The organism is Serratia marcescens subsp. marcescens ATCC 13880 (assembly GCF_017299535.1).
GTDB classification, from domain to species: domain Bacteria; phylum Pseudomonadota; class Gammaproteobacteria; order Enterobacterales; family Enterobacteriaceae; genus Serratia; species Serratia marcescens.
Window position 1 is genome coordinate 2,069,237 of the sequence record NZ_CP071238.1, and the last position, 15,796, is coordinate 2,085,032.

A 15,796-nucleotide genomic window follows, 5' to 3' on the forward strand; every position below is an offset into this window, starting at 1 on the left:
GGGCCTCTTAGCGCGGATCCGATGAGTTGGAAGCCTCGGCCGTGTTGGCCAACTGGACTTTATCGCCCTCATTGAGGAACACGCCGCCGCTGGCGACGATGCGTTCCGCGCCTTGAAGACCGGACAGGATCTCCTGCTGGTCATTCACCAGACGGCCTACCGCGACTTTAAGCGGATGTGCATGCAGCTCGTCATCTACGGTGAACACCAGGTGAAAACCGTCGCGCGCCACGACGGCGGATTGCGGCACGGTCAGCCCTTGCCGATCGCCTACCGTAATCGTACCGCTGGCATACGTGCCGGGCCGAATCGGCGAGGCATTCTTCGCGGTTGATGGGAGGATGTCCACATAGGCAATTCCGCGGCGCGAGGTCGAATTGACCGTCGGTGCCGCCAGGCGCACGATGCCTTCCCAGGTGTTACCGCCAGGTGAAGCGATCTGCGCTTTTTGCCCCGGTTGGATTTGTTCCAGCTGCTGCGCCGACAATTCCGCTCGCCATTCAAATTTTCCCTGGCGGATCAGGCGGAACATTTCGGTGCTTTGCATAGGAACTGAACCGACCGCGGCCGATCGCGCGGAAATGATGCCGTCATCGGGGGCGCGCAATATCGTCTGGTCTAGTCGCAACTGCTGGGCCGCCATCCGCGCTTTCGCCGATTCCAGACGCGCCTGCGCCGTCTTTTCCTGGGTTAACAGCTTTTGGATATCCTGTTCGCTCAGGCTGCCGACACCGCGCAACAACCGCGCTCGTTTTCCATCCGCTTGCGCATTCAACGCGACCGCTTTCGCTTCGTTGAGATCGGCTTTCGCCAGCAGCCAGTCATTCATCACGGAATCGCGTGTAAATTCCGCCAGAGGTTGGCCCTGGCGCACCACATCCCCTTCCTGCACCAACAGTTTTTGCACGCGCAGTCCATTAGCCTCCGGGCTGATGATCGCCTCTTGCCAGGCCGCAATCGAACCATTGGCCGTGATGGTGCGGGAAAGGGATTGTCTTGCCGGCGTCGTCAGGGCCACGGTCAGCGTCGGTTTATCTGCCGGTGGGGCAACCTTGTCCGCCGGCGCATCGCAGGCCGATAAGGCGGCGGCAATCGGCATCATCAGCGCGGTTGTACGAAGTGTCTGTAAAGACCAAAAGCGGGGGCGCGTGTTTTGAGCTATCAGTTGTGTCATCGGGAGAACCCATAAGGTAATTATTTGTCGGACCAGTCGCCAACGGCGCGGCGATGTATTGTTCTGTATTGAATTTCAAACGAATCCGGTGCTGTTCTGCTGCGGTTCAGCCTGGCGTTGAAGCACTGTTCGCTCTGACGAAGTGAACAAACGCCGTATCCACTTCCGCACGGTCGATCGCACGCGGTTATGATGCTCATGCGGTTCAGCCCGCCAATCCGCTGCGCTTTCGCCGGGTTCGGTATCCACGCGCGATAAATCCAACATCAAGGAAACGGAATTCCTGGTGGTGTGGCGGTTGCTCCCGTTTCCATCGGCAGCGGTCTTGCCGCGCTCGGCGACGTCCCCACGCAGAGGGGAGGACGTTCGACGCGGGGGCGTTTGTCTCGCCCGTTCGGGGGATTCAGGCAATGGCGCGCTTTGGAGAGAGAACGCGTGTTGTCGCCGGCAGGTGCGTGATGCGTAATAGAGGGCCGCAGCCTCTGCCGCAACCAGTTTGCGAGCGTCATTCCATAACGCCTGAACGCACTCCAAATTTGCACGCGCAACCGGCGTTTTTGCTCCGCGCTCATTCTCCTCGTGACTGGGCTTGCCAGCCGGAGCGCGCAAGCGCCGGGCGCCTGATTCATTTCGGGCGGAGGGCCATGCATTCCACACAGGCACGTGTGCCGAGTCAGGCAGGGAGGCCCGCCATTTTGTTGGAACATGCTGGGTTCCTGACAAACGGTCTGATGCAGGTGCGGTTGCGCAAGCGCAGAGGATCAAAGACACGCTGAGAATAAGAGAAACGAATATGAGTCGGCGGAGCCTTGGATAGGGCCGTGTTCGCAGCATTTTTAGTTTTGAAACGGGTGGCATGATTGTCGTGTCTTTTTTAATGCGTGAGTACGCACTCATTATATGATTAAAAAAAGAAGCTAGATGGCTGTATGAGCGCCAGGAAGCTCAATGGCTCGCATCATGGCTTCATAACCTGCGCGTTTGTAAATATCCAACAGGTGCGGTTTTTGAACGGCCATATCGATAACGCCATTGGCCATTACCGTGCAGATCATGCCCTGAAACTCGCTCGACTGCGGTAAATCCAGCCCTTGAACCAATGGAATACCCAGCTGGGAAATATCACCGAACCGTACGCTTCTTTCCCTCTGTGCAGGGGATAACTTGCCGGAGACCATCAATTTGTTCCCTGTCGCATACGCGGCGGGATTGGCGAGCGCCCAATCAATGTAGGCATCCCAGGCGAGCTGCATTTGATCTTTACCCGGCAAAACGCCCTGCAAGCTTTGCGTCAGCAGGCGCTCCATTTCATCAAGCAGGTAGTCGCAGACTGCGCTCAGCAGTACGTCCTTATTTTCAAAGTAGCGGAACAGCGTGCCTTCCGAGACGCCGGCTTTCCTGGCGATGGCCGATGTGGGCGCCGCTAATCCTTGTTCGGCAAAAATGTCGGTGGCGGCCTGCAAGAGCGCCTGCTGCTTTTCTTCACTGCGGGGACGGGCCACGGTGAGGCTCCTTTAATAAGTGAGTAAACACTCATTATAAAGACACAAGGGAAGATGACAAGCTTTTTCCTGTAGGACAAGGGATCAACACGAGAGCCGTTTTTCGTGCTGTGATGCGGATAATGCCGTCATGACGGGCGCAATGAAACGTACGGCGAGATCGTTCTGTGGGAAACATGAGACCGTGATGCTCTGTGTCCAGACCGTCAAAACACAGAACCGAGAAACAAAAAATCCACGCCGAAGCGTGGATTTTTCCGTTTCCGGCAGCGGAGAGAAACGCTGCGGGGAAGGGGTTAGACGTTGAACAAGAAGTTCATCACGTCGCCGTCTTTGACGATGTAGTCTTTACCTTCGGAGCGCATTTTGCCGGCTTCTTTGGCGCCTTGCTCACCCTTGTAGGTGATGAAGTCGTCAAAGGCGATGGTTTGCGCGCGGATAAAGCCTTTCTCGAAGTCGGTGTGGATCTTGCCGGCCGCCTGCGGAGCGGTGGCGCCGACCGGGATGGTCCAGGCGCGCACTTCTTTCACGCCGGCGGTGAAGTAGGTCTGCAGGTTCAGCAGCTCGTAACCGGCGCGGATCACGCGGTTCAGGCCCGGCTCTTCCAGACCCAGCTCGGCCATGAATTCGTCGCGCTCTTCGTCTTCCAGCTCGGCAATGTCGGATTCCACGGCGGCGCACACGGCGACCACCACGGAGCCTTCGGCGTCGGCGATTTTACGCACGGTGTCCAGGTACGGGTTGTTCTCGAAGCCGTCTTCGTTGACGTTGGCGATGTACATGGTCGGCTTCAGCGTCAGGAAGCTCAGGTATTTGATCGCCGCCTTGTCTTCCGCGGTCAGATCCAGCGCGCGCAGCATGCCTGCGTTTTCCAGGTGCGGCAGGCATTTCTCCAGCGCCGCCAGCTCGGCCTTGGCGTCTTTGTCGCCGCCTTTGGCTTTCTTCTGCACGCGGTGGATGGCGCGTTCGCAGGTGTCCAGGTCAGACAGCGCCAGCTCGGTGTTGATGACGTCGATGTCTTCGGCCGGATCGACCTTGTTGTTGACGTGGATGATGTTGTCGTTCTCGAAGCAGCGCACCACGTGGCCGATGGCTTCGGTTTCGCGGATGTTGGTCAGGAACTGGTTGCCCAGGCCTTCACCCTTGGACGCGCCTTTCACCAGGCCGGCGATGTCGACGAATTCCATGGTGGTCGGCAGAATGCGCTGCGGCTTGACGATCTCGGCCAGCTTATCCAGACGCGGATCGGGCATCGGCACCACACCGGTGTTCGGTTCAATGGTGCAGAACGGGAAGTTGGCTGCTTCAATGCCCGCTTTGGTCAACGCGTTGAACAGGGTGGATTTGCCTACGTTAGGCAGGCCGACGATACCGCATTTGAATCCCATGTTGTAATCACCTTAAATATCTTAACTATCAGCTGGTTAGGTTTAACCGACTGCATAAAGGGCAAAATAATGCCGCCATTATACACGTAATGGGCGTTTATCTCGATCAGACTTGCTTGGCGGGGGGGAGCGCAGCGCGGGTGACCGGTTTTTGATTGAGATTTGGATCACATTTACCCATACTGGCCGTTCCGATTAACCGACAGGAAACGCGCCGGATGTATTTCTTGCCTACGCCACCCTGAGCTGTGCCCGCCTGCACTCTGCCGCGCCTTGCGGTACCCCATACCCGCTACGCGGGGAGATGATGTCATCTGTCATAAGTGAATAATGCATGTTTAACCTGAGTAACGTCAGGATCGCGGACGTTAAAAATGAAGTCCTGGCGGGCTTTGTGGTGGCGGTTTCGATGATCCCCGAGGCGGTCGGCTTTTCGCTGGTCGCCGGTCTTTCGCCGATCGTCGGTTTGCATACCGCGTTTATTATCGGCCTGGTCACGGCGCTGTTCGGCGGCAAGCCGGGCATGGTTTCCGGCGCCGCCGGCTCCATTGTGGTGGTGCTGATGAGTCTGGCGGCGCAGTACGGCATGGGTTACGTGCTGTGGGCCACGCTGTTTGCCGGGGGGATCCAAATTCTGATCGGCGCCTTCCGGTTGGGCAAGTTCATTCGGCTGGTGCCGCTGCCGGCGATCCACGGCTTCGTCAACGGTCTGGCGATCGTCATCATGCTGGCGCAGCTGAAGATGATCGCCGGGCAGGGCCCGCTGATGTACGGCCTGGTGGCGCTGGCGATTGCGGTGGTGGTGCTGTTCCCGCGCCTGACTAAAGCCATCCCGTCTTCGCTGGCGGCGCTGCTGGTGGTCTCGGCGTTGGCGATCGGCCTCAGCCTGCACACGCTGCGCGTGGGCGATCTGGCGGACATTTCCGGCGCGCTGCCGCACTTTAGCCTGCCGACGGCGCCGTTTACCCTGGAGATGGTGCGGGTGGTGCTGCCCTATGCGGTGGTGATCGCCCTGGTCGGTTTGATTGAATCGCTGCTGACCATGACGGTGCTGGATGAAATGGGCGGCAAGAAGGGCAACGGCAACCGCGAGAGTATCGCGCAGGGCGCCGGTAACGCGGTATGCGGCCTGTTCGGCTGCTTCGCCGGCTGCGCGATGATCGGCCAGTCGATCATCAACTTCACCTCGGGCGGTCGCGGGCGCATCTCCGGCACGGTAGGCGCCATCCTGCTGATCCTGTTCGTGGTCAGCCTGTCGCGCTATATCGGCCTGCTGCCGGTGGCGGCGCTGGCCGGGGTGATGCTGGTGGTGTGTTACAACACCTTCGAGTGGAGCTCGCTGCGTCGCTTGCGCCGCATGCCGAAGGCGGACGCGCTGGTGATGGTCGCCGTCACGCTGATCACCATCTTTACCGATCTGGCGGTGGCGGTGATCAGCGGGGTGATTATTTCGGCGCTGGTGTTCGCCTGGCAGCAGGCGCGCATCCGCGTGCGTCAGCGGCAGGTAACGGGCGAGGTGGCGGTGTATCAGCTCGATGGCCCGCTGTTCTTCGGCTCTGCTGCGGCTTTCGCCGAGCTGTTCGACCCGCAGAGCGATCCGCAGAGCGTGGTGCTGGATTTTGCCGGCACCCGGGTGATGGATTCCAGCGGCGTAGAGGCGATCGATAAGCTGACGGCGCGCTATCTGGCGGCGGGGAAAAGCATTCGTCTGCGCCACCTGAGCGGTGACTGCGTGCGCCTGCTCAAGCGCGCCGGGCCGTTTTGCAGCCATGAACTGGACGATCCGCAGTATTATGTGGCGGAAGAGGGATTCACCGCCGACGATCGCCGCGTGGGCGAGGAGACCTTCAACCCGCGCGGCTAAAAGCAGGCAGCGGGCAGGGCGCCCGCTGCGGCAAGGTTCAGGCCTGCGCCTTGAAGCTGTGCAGGCGCTGAACAGTTTTTTCCAGCCCGTCCTTCATCAGCATCTCGGTGCAGCGCAGCGATTCGTCGATCGCTTCATCGATCATCTTCTGCTCGCCGGCCGGCGGCTTGCCGAGCACGAAGCCCACCACCTTGTTCTTGTCGCCCGGATGGCCGATGCCGATGCGCAGGCGGTAGAAGTTCGGGTTGTTGCCGAACTTGTTCTGGATGTCTTTCAGGCCGTTGTGGCCGCCGTTGCCGCCGCCGAGCTTGATTTTGGCCACGCCGGGCGGCAGATCCAGCTCGTCGTGCGCCACCAGGATCTCGTTGGGTTCGATGCGGTAGAAATTGGCCATCGCCAACACCGCTTTGCCGCTCAGGTTCATGAAGGTGGTCGGCACCAGCAGGCGCACGTCGTTGCCCGCCAGGTTCAAACGGGCGGTGTAGCCGAAGAACTTGCTCTCTTCTTTTAACTGCTGATTGTGGCGCTGGGCCAGCAGATCGACGTACCAGGCGCCGGCGTTGTGGCGTGTCTGGGCGTATTCCGCGCCCGGGTTGGCGAGGCCGACTATCAATTTAATACTGCTCACTGGGAGATTCGCTATGATCAGGGTAATGGAAAGGGCCTTAGTCTACCTGTCGGGGCGGTGAATGACAAAACCCGATCTCTGCCGTCACCTTAGGTAAGAAAGGCGAGTGATTCATTAGCTGAATAATTCAATTTGTCCGCTAATTTTCATCGCCGTGTTAAGAAGTGTCAATAATTCTTTACCATTTGTGATCGCCTCCGCAATCCCCTTGCCGCAACAGGGACTATACTTAACTTATCAAAGTGGGTTAACAAGTTGCAGCGTTATCCCGGTTGGCACATGGCAATCATGGAGGTGGCATATGAAACGTAGAAGCGCGGACAGAGTGGGCAACTTTTTTATGGGGCTGGGGCTGGTCGTGATGATCGGCGGTGTCGGATACTCCATTATTGCTGAAGTATCCCAGTTCAATCTGCCGCAGTTTTTCGCCCACGGCGCCATCATGAGCATCTTCGTCGGCGCGCTGTTGTGGCTGGTGGGCGCGCGTATCGGCGGCCGCGAGCAGGTGGCGGATCGCTACTGGTGGGTAAAACACTTTGATAAACGGTGCCGCAACGATCAACATCGTTCGTCGCATTGATTAAAAAAGCAGAAGGGAAGCAAGAGCAGGGCAAGGGAACATCTGCCGTGCATTAAGGTTTGAGGTCATGTCGGACTACGAGTAGAAAACCCGTTGTTGCTCACGCACCAACGGGTTTTTCTTTTTCTGCTGTCGAGCGCGCTATCTTTCCGGCGCAGTGGGCGCCGCACCGGAAAGATGACGGATCAATGCTCGAACATCGCAGAGATCGACTCTTCGTTGCTGATGCGGCGGATGGCTTCAGCCAGCATGCCGGACAGGGTCAGAGTGCGAACGTTTTTCAGTGCCTTGATTTCCGGCGACAGCGGAATGGTGTCGCAGACGATCACTTCATCAATCACCGAGTTCTTGATGTTGTCCACGGCGTTGCCGGAGAAGATCGGGTGCGTCGCGTAGGCGAATACGCGCTTGGCACCGCGTTCTTTCAACGCTTCAGCCGCTTTACACAAGGTGCCGCCGGTGTCGATCATGTCGTCGACCAGCACGCAGTCGCGGCCTGCCACGTCACCGATGATGTGCATCACCTGAGAAACGTTCGCGCGCGGGCGGCGTTTGTCGATGATGGCCATATCGGTGTCGTTCAGCAGTTTGGCGATGGCGCGGGCGCGCACGACGCCGCCGATGTCCGGGGAAACCACGATCGGGTTTTCCAGGTTCTGCTGCAGCATGTCTTCCAGCAGGATCGGGCTGCCGAACACGTTGTCTACCGGTACGTCGAAGAAGCCTTGAATCTGCTCAGCATGCAGATCCACCGTCAGAACGCGGTCAACCCCTACGCTGGAGAGGAAATCGGCGACAACCTTGGCGGTGATTGGCACACGCGCGGAACGCACGCGGCGATCCTGGCGGGCATAGCCGAAGTAAGGGATAACGGCGGTAATACGACCTGCGGAGGCGCGACGTAGGGCGTCGACCATCACAACCAGTTCCATCAGGTTGTCGTTGGTCGGGGCACAGGTGGACTGGATGATGAAAATATCACCGCCGCGTACATTTTCGTTGATTTGCACGCTCACTTCGCCGTCGCTAAAACGACCTACAGCGGCGTCACCAAGGCTGGTGTACAAACGGTTGGCAATACGTTGTGCTAGTTCCGGGGTGGCGTTACCAGCAAAAAGCTTCATATCAGGCACGAGAAGAACCTCAGGCTTGCGTCCAGAGAAGATATTGTCATGCGACATCGCCAAGGGGCAGTCGGCGACGCCGGCGCAATATACATACGGGTATGTAAAACTAAAATTGAGACCGCAGGCAGCGCAGGGATAACAGGGCCAGGTGTGCATGACCCTGCGCAGCGAAACGTTGAGCTACGACTCAAACCGCCCGGAACGAATGCGATGTAGTGGGGAGACGTTAACGCCGCGCGCTACAAAACCACACAACCACTCCGGGGCTTGATTTAACACCTGACGGGCGGCGATTTCTGTGTCGAATTCAGCAAACACACAAGCACCTGTGCCAGTCAGGCGTGACGGGGCGTATTCTAACAGCCATGAAAGAAGCTGTTCAACCTCGCGAAAACGTTTTCTTGCGATCGGTTCGCAATCATTTGCGTACGGCGCCTGCAACAGCTCACTTAAGGAGCGAACCGGGGTGTTTCTTTTTAATTCGGGGTCGCCGAAGATAACCGGCGTCGGGATGCCGACGCCGGGATGCGCCACCAGATACCATTTTTCCTGCGGCTCGGCCGGCTGCAGACGCTCGCCGATGCCTTCGGCGAAGGCGGCGTGGCCGCGCACGAACACCGGCACGTCGGCGCCGAGGCTAAGCCCCAATGCAGCCAGTTGGTCGTCGCCAAGACCGCAGCGCCACAGTTCGTTCAGCGCCACCAGCACGGTGGCGGCGTTGGAGGAGCCGCCGCCCAAACCGCCGCCCATCGGCAGGCGCTTGTCGATGCTGATGTCGGCGCCGCGCGGCGCGGTCTGCAGACCCTGTTCATCACAATAGCGCTGCAGCAGGCGGGCGGCGCGCACGATCAGGTTCTGCTCGTCCGGCACGCCCTCGACCGGCGTCAGCAGGTTAATGCGATCGTCCTGGCGCGGGTCAATGGTCAGGGTGTCGCCGTAGTCCAAAAACTGGAACAGCGTTTGCAGCAGGTGATAGCCGTCTTCACGACGGCCGGTGATGTACAGAAACAGGTTGAGTTTCGCGGGGGAGGGCCACTGGCGGATCATTTGAGCGTCCAGTTATCCATTTTCAGCTTGATGCGCTGGTCGCCCTGCTGCAGCTCCAGACGGTTCGGCAGCGTCGGCTGCACCTCGGTGCTGTAGCTCTGGTAATCCACTTTCCAGGTCTGGCCGCCTTGCTGGTAGGTCAGTTTGCTCAGTCGATATTGGTCATCCAGCGCAAAATCGCTGGCTTCGCCCGGCAGGCCGACCATCCACTGGCGCAGGTTGTTCAGCGGGATCGCCATGCCGGTCAGCTTGCGGATCATCTCTTCCGGGTTGTCGCTGACGTAGCGTTTGCCCTGGTTGTCGGTCAGCTGCACCACGTTTTTCTGTACGTTGAGATCCATTTCCGTGCTGCCCAGCGGGTTAGTCAGCAGCAGGCGGTAGCGCTCCGGCGAAAACTGTTGCCAGAAGAAGCGGGCATAGACTTTTTTCTGATCAGACAAGTAGGCGAAAGAGCCGCGGGTCTGATAGGTGCTAAGCTGCTGCACCGCCTGCTCATGGGCGCGCCACTGCGGTGAGGTCGGGCTGGTGGCCGGGCCGGTCGGCTTGGTGGTGGTACAGGCGGCCAGCACCAGGCTGGCCAGCGGGATCAGACGGAGCAAACTAACTTTGCGTATTGGCATAACTTTTTCTTGTCCTTTTGTCCTTGCGGGCATGCGCGACGAAACCCGGATTCAGCGCTCACGCTAACGGGGCGCCGGCGGCGCGTCAATTTTTTGCTGCATCGCGTTGAATCTTGCCGCGTTTACCGGCGTAGTGCCAACGCGGCGCGCGCGTCGGGGTTGCCATTAAGCGTAACACAATCGCCTGAAGGCGGGGGAGGCGCTCCCGATAAGCGGTGCAGAGTTGCGCAAACGCCGCCGTTATGTGCGCCGAATAGCGTGCGCGTCATCGCAAACTGCGCTAAAATTTAAACAATCAACCTACCCTTTGACTATTTATCCCGCTGTATTTATTACTTATTCATTAATTGATGTCGTCTATGACAGCGATTGAACGGAAGATGCGGTTGTTACTTTTATTGATCCCGCGCATCAAGTAGAATGCCGTTCAACGAGAACCCGTACCAACAGAAGTATTACTCGAAGCAATGACCCTGCTGGCGTTAGGTATAAATCACAAAACCGCTCCGGTTTCTCTGCGTGAAAGGGTGACCTTCTCGCCAGAGTCCATCGATGAGGCGCTGACCAGCTTGCTCCAACAACCGTTGGTGCAGGGCGGCGTCGTGTTGTCCACCTGCAACCGCACCGAGCTGTACCTCAGCGTGGAGCAGCAGGAGCACATGCACGAACAGCTGGTCGCCTGGCTGTGCGCCTACCACAACCTGCGTCCGGAAGAGGTGAAGAAAAGCCTCTACTGGCATCAAGGCAACGACGCGGTCAGCCATCTGATGCGGGTGGCCAGCGGGTTGGACTCGCTGGTGCTGGGCGAACCGCAAATCCTCGGCCAGGTGAAAAAGGCCTTCGCCGAATCCCAACGCGGCCAGTCGCTGTCCGGCGAGCTGGAGCGGCTGTTCCAGAAATCCTTCTCCGTTGCCAAGCGCGTGCGCACCGAAACCGACATCGGCGCCAGCGCGGTCTCCGTGGCTTTCGCCGCCTGTACGCTGGCGCGGCAGATCTTCGAATCGCTGGCCGATCTCAACGTCTTGCTGGTGGGCGCCGGTGAAACCATCGAGCTGGTGGCGCGCCACCTGCGCGAGCACAAAGTGCGGCACATGATCATCGCTAACCGCACCCGCGAGCGCGCGCAATTGCTGGCGGACGAAGTCGGCGCGGAAGTGATCACCCTGCCGGAGATCGACGAGCGTCTGGCGGACGCCGACATCATCATCAGTTCCACCGCCAGCCCGCTGCCGATCATCGGAAAAGGGATGGTGGAGCGCGCGCTGAAGGCGCGCCGCAACCAGCCGATGCTGCTGGTGGATATCGCCGTACCGCGCGATATCGAACCGGAGGTCGGCAAACTGGCCAACGCCTATCTGTACAGCGTGGACGATCTGCACGCCATCATTCAAAGCAACCTGGCGCAGCGCAAAGCGGCGGCGGTGCAGGCGGAGTCGATCGTGCAGCAGGAAAGCACCAACTTCATGGCCTGGCTGCGCTCGCAGGGCGCGGTGGAAACCATCCGCGACTACCGTTCGCAGGCCGACCAGATCCGCGCAGAGATGGAGGCCAAAGCGCTGGCCGCCATCGCGCAGGGCGCCAGCGTGGAGCAGGTTATTCACGAGCTGGCCCATAAACTGACCAACCGTCTTATTCATGCCCCTACCAAATCCCTCCAGCAGGCCGCCGGCGACGGCGACGTGGAGCGGTTGCAGTTATTACGCGACAGCCTCGGGCTGGATCAGCATTAGTTTTCTCTATTAACAGGGTTTATTACCACGCATGAAGCCTTCTATTGTTGCCAAACTGGAAGCGTTACAAGAGCGCCATGAAGAAGTGCAGGCGCTGCTCGGCGATGCCGGCGTCATCGCCGAGCAAGACCGGTTCCGCGCGCTGTCGCGAGAATATGCGCAGCTGACCGATGTCAGCCGCTGCTTCCTGGAATGGCGTCAGGTGCAGGAGGATCTGGAGACGGCGGAAATGATGCTGGACGATCCGGAAATGCGCGAGATGGCGCAGGAAGAGCTGAAACAGGCGCGGGCGACCAGCGAAGCGCTGGAACAGCAGCTGCAGGTGTTGCTGCTGCCGAAAGATCCGGACGATGAGCGCAGCTGCTTCCTCGAAGTGCGCGCCGGCACCGGCGGCGATGAGGCGGCGATCTTCGCCGGCGATCTGTTCCGCATGTACAGCCGCTATGCGGAAAGCCGCCGCTGGCGCGTCGAGGTGATGAGCGCCAACGAAGGCGAACACGGCGGCTTCAAAGAAGTGATCGCCAAAGTTTCCGGCGACGGCGTGTACGGCCAGCTGAAGTTTGAATCCGGCGGCCACCGCGTGCAGCGCGTGCCGGAAACCGAATCCCAGGGGCGCATCCACACCTCCGCCTGTACCGTGGCGGTGATGCCGGAAGTGCCGGAAGCCGAGCTGCCGGACATTAACCCGGGCGATCTGAAAATCGACACCTTCCGCTCCTCCGGCGCCGGTGGTCAGCACGTTAACACCACCGACTCGGCGATCCGCATCACCCACCTGCCGACCGGCATCGTGGTGGAGTGCCAGGACGAACGTTCGCAGCACAAAAACAAAGCCAAGGCGATGTCGGTGCTGGGCGCGCGCATTCGCGCCGCCGAGATGGCCAAGCGCCAGCAGGCCGAGGCGTCCACGCGCCGCAACCTGCTGGGCAGCGGCGATCGTTCCGACCGCAACCGCACCTACAACTTCCCGCAGGGGCGGGTGACCGACCACCGTATCAACCTGACGCTCTACCGTCTGGACGAAGTGATGGAAGGCAAACTGGACATGTTGATCCAGCCGATCGTGCAGGAGTATCAGGCCGATCAGCTGGCTGCGCTGTCCGCCGAGCAAGAGTGATGGACTATCAACACTGGCTGAAAGCCGCCGCCGCGCGTTTGACCCACAGCGACAGCGCCCGGCGCGACGCGGAAATCCTGTTGGGTTTCGTGACCGGCAAGGCCAGAACCTTCCTGATGGCGTTCGGGGAAACCCTGCTGACGCCGCCGCAGCAACAGCAGCTGGAGACGCTGCTGGCGCGCCGCGAACGCGGTGAGCCGGTGGCCTATCTGGTGGGTGAACGCGAGTTTTGGTCGCTGCCTCTGTCGGTCTCGCCGGCGACGCTGATCCCACGCCCGGATACCGAATGCCTGGTGGAACTGGCGCTGGCGCGCCTGCCGCCGCAATCCTGCCACTTCCTCGATCTTGGCACCGGCACCGGCGCCATCGCGCTGGCGCTGGCCAGCGAGCGCCCGGATTGTTCGGCTATCGGCGTTGATGTGCAGCCGGAGGCGGTTGCGCTGGCGCAGCACAATGCGCACAAGCTGAGGATCGACAACGTCCGATTTCTACAGGGCAGCTGGTTTGCGCCCGTCGCGGGGCAACGCTTTGCGCTGATCGCCAGCAATCCGCCCTATATCGACGCCGCCGATCCGCATTTGTCACAGGGCGACGTGCGCTTCGAGCCGGGCAGCGCGCTGGTCGCCGCCGAGCACGGGCTGGCGGATCTGGCCGCCATCGTGCGCCAGGCGCCGCACTATTTGCAGCCGCAGGGCTGGCTGCTGTTAGAACATGGTTGGCAGCAGGGCGAGAGCGTGCGCGCGCTGCTGCAGGCCGCCGGATTTTCCGCTGTCGCCACCCACCGTGATTACGGCGACAACGACCGCGTGACGCTCGGCCAATGGCCGGGATAAGCGCCCCTCATAATAACGACGCCCGGGCCATTTAAGAGAGCATCATGACTGCATACACCGCGTTGAAACATTTCCATTTGCTGACGGTCGCCATCAGTATTACCTTGTTTGTACTGCGTTTCTACTGGCAGTGGCGCCGCTCGCCGATCATGGGGCGCCGCTGGGTCAAGGTCGCGCCGCACCTGAATGACACGCTGCTGTTCGTCAGCGGCATCGCGCTGGTGGTGACGTTCGGGTTTTATCCGCTGCTGGGTATGGACTCATGGCTGACCGAGAAGCTGTTTGGCGTTATTATCTATATCCTGCTTGGCTATGTCGCATTGGGCAAGAAGACCAAAAGTCAGCGGCTGCGAACCGTGGCGTTCGTGCTGGCGTTGGGCTGTCTGTATCTGATAATTAAACTTGCCACGACGAAAATACCGTTTCTGATGGGATACCTATGAGTAGCATTGCTGATTTTGAATTTAACACCTCGCCGCTGAGCGAAGGGGTGATCCTGGTGTCGCAGTCGGTGCGGCGCGACTTCCCGGCTGCCGACGTGGAGCGAAAGCTGCAACAGCTGGTGGATGAAGCGCGTGCGGCAGTGCCGGTCGATATCACTCAGGAGCAGCAACTGGATGCGCTCATTGAACTGTTCTACAAGACCTGGGGATTCGGCGGCGCCAGCGGCGTGTACCGCCTGTCGGACGCCATCTGGCTGGACAAGGTGCTGGAAGGGCGGCAGGGCACGCCGGTCTCGCTGGGCACCATTTTCCTGCACATCGCCAACGCGCTGGATCTGCCGCTGCTGCCGGTGATTTTCCCCACCCAGCTGATCCTGCGCGCCGATTGGCTGGACGAAGAGCTGTGGCTGATCAACCCGCTGAACGGCGAAACCCTGAGTGAGCACCAGCTGGAAGTGTGGATCAAGGGCAACCTGGGGCTGGGTGCCGAGCTGGAAGACGACGACCTCGATGAGTCGGAGAACATCATGGTGGTGCGCAAGATGCTGGACACGTTGAAGGCCGCCCTGATGGAAGAAAAGCAGCTGGAAATGGCGCTGCGCACCAGCGAAACGGTGCTGTGTTTCGATCCGGAAGATCCGTACGAGATCCGCGACCGCGGGTTGATTTATGCCCAGCTGGAGTGCAACCACATCGCGATTTCCGATCTCAACTATTTTGTCGAGCAGTGTCCTGAAGACCCGGTCAGCGAAGTGATCAAAGTACAGATCCACTCGATTGAGCCGAAACAGGTGACGCTGCATTAATTCAATGACTCCGTGCAGTTTGCAAGGCGACGGTTACAACCTTAACAAAGGCGAAAGCATGAAACAGAAAGTGGTTAGCATTGGCGACATCGACGTAGCAAACGACCTGCCGTTTGTGCTGTTTGGCGGTATGAACGTGCTGGAATCGCGCGATCTGGCGATGAGCATCTGCGAGCACTACGTCACCGTGACGCAAAAACTGGGCATTCCTTACGTATTCAAAGCTTCCTTCGACAAAGCCAACCGTTCTTCCATCCACTCGTACCGCGGTCCGGGCCTGGAAGAAGGGATGAAGATCTTCGAAGAGCTGAAAAAAACCTTCGGCGTGAAAATTATCACCGACGTGCATGAAGCGGCGCAGGCGCAGCCGGTTTCCGAAGTGGTTGACGTGATCCAACTGCCGGCCTTCCTGGCGCGTCAGACCGATCTGGTGGAAGCGATGGCGAAAACCGGCGCGGTGATCAACGTCAAGAAGCCGCAGTTCGTCAGCCCGGGGCAGATGGGCAACATCGTCGACAAGTTCAAAGAGGGCGGCAACGACCAGGTGATCCTGTGCGATCGCGGCAGCAACTTTGGCTATGACAACCTGGTGGTCGACATGCTGGGCATCAACGTGATGAAGAACGTCACTGGCGGCCATCCGGTGATCTTCGACGTGACCCACGCGCTGCAGACCCGCGATCCGTTCGGCGCCGCGTCCGGCGGCCGTCGCGCTCAGGTGGCCGAGTTGGCGCGCGCCGGTATGGCGGTTGGCCTGGCCGGCCTGTTCCTCGAAGCGCACCCGGATCCGAACAACGCCAAGTGCGACGGTCCTTCCGCGCTGCCGTTGGACAAACTGGAGCCGTTCCTGGCGCAGATGAAAGCCATCGACGACCTGGTGAAGAGCTTCCCGGAGCTGGATACCAGCAACTAAGCGCTCGTCGCCATAAAAAAAGCC

The 15,796-nt window shown here is 59.7% G+C and carries 15 protein-coding genes; 8 read left to right on the forward strand and 7 right to left on the reverse strand.

Going from position 1 to position 15,796, the window contains the following annotated elements; translation table 11 throughout:
* Nucleotides 1-7 precede the first annotated feature (7 nt).
* From J0F90_RS09935 to ychF, 3 genes are all read right to left on the reverse strand, one after another.
* Nucleotides 8-1,174 carry an efflux RND transporter periplasmic adaptor subunit gene (locus J0F90_RS09935; protein WP_227944611.1) on the reverse strand — a complete coding sequence of 389 codons (1,167 nt, stop codon included), beginning with the start codon at nucleotides 1,172-1,174 and terminating at the stop codon, nucleotides 8-10.
* A gap of 917 nt (nucleotides 1,175-2,091) precedes the next feature.
* Nucleotides 2,092-2,676, reverse strand: a complete 585-nt coding sequence (locus tag J0F90_RS09940; protein ID WP_033640633.1) for a TetR/AcrR family transcriptional regulator — start codon at nucleotides 2,674-2,676, stop codon at nucleotides 2,092-2,094.
* Nucleotides 2,677-2,972: 296 nt separating this feature from the next.
* A complete protein-coding gene (gene ychF, locus J0F90_RS09945) occupies nucleotides 2,973-4,064 on the reverse strand; it encodes a redox-regulated ATPase YchF (RefSeq protein ID WP_004941048.1) in 1,092 nt (363 codons plus the stop codon).
* Between the two features lie 334 nt (nucleotides 4,065-4,398).
* On the opposite strand from ychF, the gene J0F90_RS09950 reads away from it, so the two are divergent.
* Nucleotides 4,399-5,928: a SulP family inorganic anion transporter gene (locus tag J0F90_RS09950; RefSeq protein ID WP_033640631.1), complete on the forward strand. Its 1,530-nt coding sequence runs from the start codon at nucleotides 4,399-4,401 to the stop codon at nucleotides 5,926-5,928.
* A gap of 37 nt (nucleotides 5,929-5,965) precedes the next feature.
* Here J0F90_RS09950 and pth read toward each other — a convergent pair whose 3' ends face one another.
* Complete coding sequence (pth, locus tag J0F90_RS09955; protein ID WP_028128042.1) at nucleotides 5,966-6,556, reverse strand: aminoacyl-tRNA hydrolase; 591 nt, start codon at nucleotides 6,554-6,556, stop codon at nucleotides 5,966-5,968.
* Nucleotides 6,557-6,857: 301 nt separating this feature from the next.
* Here pth and ychH point away from each other — a divergent pair, with 301 nt between their 5' ends.
* Entirely contained in the window at nucleotides 6,858-7,136 is a 279-nt protein-coding gene (gene ychH, locus J0F90_RS09960; RefSeq protein ID WP_004941056.1) for a stress-induced protein YchH, read from the forward strand.
* 185 nt (nucleotides 7,137-7,321) lie between these two features.
* Here ychH and prs read toward each other — a convergent pair whose 3' ends face one another.
* The 3 genes from prs to lolB form a co-directional block, all read right to left on the reverse strand.
* On the reverse strand, nucleotides 7,322-8,269 hold the full coding sequence (gene prs, locus J0F90_RS09965; RefSeq protein ID WP_004941061.1) for a ribose-phosphate diphosphokinase: 948 nt from the start codon (nucleotides 8,267-8,269) through the stop codon (nucleotides 7,322-7,324).
* A 174-nt stretch (nucleotides 8,270-8,443) separates the two neighbouring features.
* Nucleotides 8,444-9,310, reverse strand: coding sequence for a 4-(cytidine 5'-diphospho)-2-C-methyl-D-erythritol kinase (gene ispE, locus J0F90_RS09970; RefSeq protein WP_033640629.1), 867 nt, complete (start codon nucleotides 9,308-9,310; stop codon nucleotides 8,444-8,446).
* The gene (lolB, locus tag J0F90_RS09975) at nucleotides 9,307-9,930 is read right to left on the reverse strand and encodes a lipoprotein insertase outer membrane protein LolB (protein ID WP_004941069.1); all 624 of its coding nucleotides are present in this window, start codon (nucleotides 9,928-9,930) and stop codon (nucleotides 9,307-9,309) included. Before lolB ends, ispE begins: the two co-directional genes overlap by 4 nt.
* Before the next feature lie 467 nt (nucleotides 9,931-10,397).
* On the opposite strand from lolB, the gene hemA reads away from it, so the two are divergent.
* The 6 genes from hemA to kdsA are packed head-to-tail and all read left to right on the forward strand — an operon-like array spanning nucleotide 10,398 to nucleotide 15,772.
* Nucleotides 10,398-11,660, forward strand: a complete 1,263-nt coding sequence (hemA, locus tag J0F90_RS09980) for a glutamyl-tRNA reductase (RefSeq protein ID WP_016928100.1) — start codon at nucleotides 10,398-10,400, stop codon at nucleotides 11,658-11,660.
* 31 nt (nucleotides 11,661-11,691) lie between these two features.
* Complete coding sequence (prfA, locus tag J0F90_RS09985) at nucleotides 11,692-12,777, forward strand: peptide chain release factor 1 (protein ID WP_016928099.1); 1,086 nt, start codon at nucleotides 11,692-11,694, stop codon at nucleotides 12,775-12,777.
* Complete coding sequence (gene prmC / locus J0F90_RS09990; RefSeq protein ID WP_033640628.1) at nucleotides 12,777-13,610, forward strand: peptide chain release factor N(5)-glutamine methyltransferase; 834 nt, start codon at nucleotides 12,777-12,779, stop codon at nucleotides 13,608-13,610. The genes prfA and prmC overlap by 1 nt, the downstream gene beginning before the upstream one ends.
* Before the next feature lie 41 nt (nucleotides 13,611-13,651).
* On the forward strand, nucleotides 13,652-14,053 hold the full coding sequence (locus J0F90_RS09995) for a SirB2 family protein (protein WP_170913124.1): 402 nt from the start codon (nucleotides 13,652-13,654) through the stop codon (nucleotides 14,051-14,053).
* Nucleotides 14,050-14,859: an invasion regulator SirB1 gene (gene sirB1 / locus J0F90_RS10000; protein WP_016928096.1), complete on the forward strand. Its 810-nt coding sequence runs from the start codon at nucleotides 14,050-14,052 to the stop codon at nucleotides 14,857-14,859. Before J0F90_RS09995 ends, sirB1 begins: the two co-directional genes overlap by 4 nt.
* Before the next feature lie 58 nt (nucleotides 14,860-14,917).
* Complete coding sequence (gene kdsA, locus J0F90_RS10005) at nucleotides 14,918-15,772, forward strand: 3-deoxy-8-phosphooctulonate synthase (RefSeq protein WP_004941087.1); 855 nt, start codon at nucleotides 14,918-14,920, stop codon at nucleotides 15,770-15,772.
* The last annotated feature ends 24 nt before the right edge of the window (nucleotides 15,773-15,796 follow it).

Bases quoted from the DNA above. Each gene is read 5' to 3' on its own strand.
- J0F90_RS09935 (WP_227944611.1), bottom strand. From the start codon at position 1,174: ATGACACAACTGATAGCTCAAAACACGCGCCCCCGCTTTTGGTCTTTA.
- ychF (WP_004941048.1), bottom strand. From the start codon at position 4,064: ATGGGATTCAAATGCGGTATCGTCGGCCTGCCTAACGTAGGCAAATCC.
- J0F90_RS09950 (WP_033640631.1), top strand. From the start codon at position 4,399: ATGTTTAACCTGAGTAACGTCAGGATCGCGGACGTTAAAAATGAAGTC.
- ychH (WP_004941056.1), top strand. From the start codon at position 6,858: ATGAAACGTAGAAGCGCGGACAGAGTGGGCAACTTTTTTATGGGGCTG.
- ispE (WP_033640629.1), bottom strand. From the start codon at position 9,310: ATGATCCGCCAGTGGCCCTCCCCCGCGAAACTCAACCTGTTTCTGTAC.
- lolB (WP_004941069.1), bottom strand. From the start codon at position 9,930: ATGCCAATACGCAAAGTTAGTTTGCTCCGTCTGATCCCGCTGGCCAGC.
- hemA (WP_016928100.1), top strand. From the start codon at position 10,398: ATGACCCTGCTGGCGTTAGGTATAAATCACAAAACCGCTCCGGTTTCT.
- prfA (WP_016928099.1), top strand. From the start codon at position 11,692: ATGAAGCCTTCTATTGTTGCCAAACTGGAAGCGTTACAAGAGCGCCAT.
- prmC (WP_033640628.1), top strand. From the start codon at position 12,777: ATGGACTATCAACACTGGCTGAAAGCCGCCGCCGCGCGTTTGACCCAC.
- sirB1 (WP_016928096.1), top strand. From the start codon at position 14,050: ATGAGTAGCATTGCTGATTTTGAATTTAACACCTCGCCGCTGAGCGAA.
- kdsA (WP_004941087.1), top strand. From the start codon at position 14,918: ATGAAACAGAAAGTGGTTAGCATTGGCGACATCGACGTAGCAAACGAC.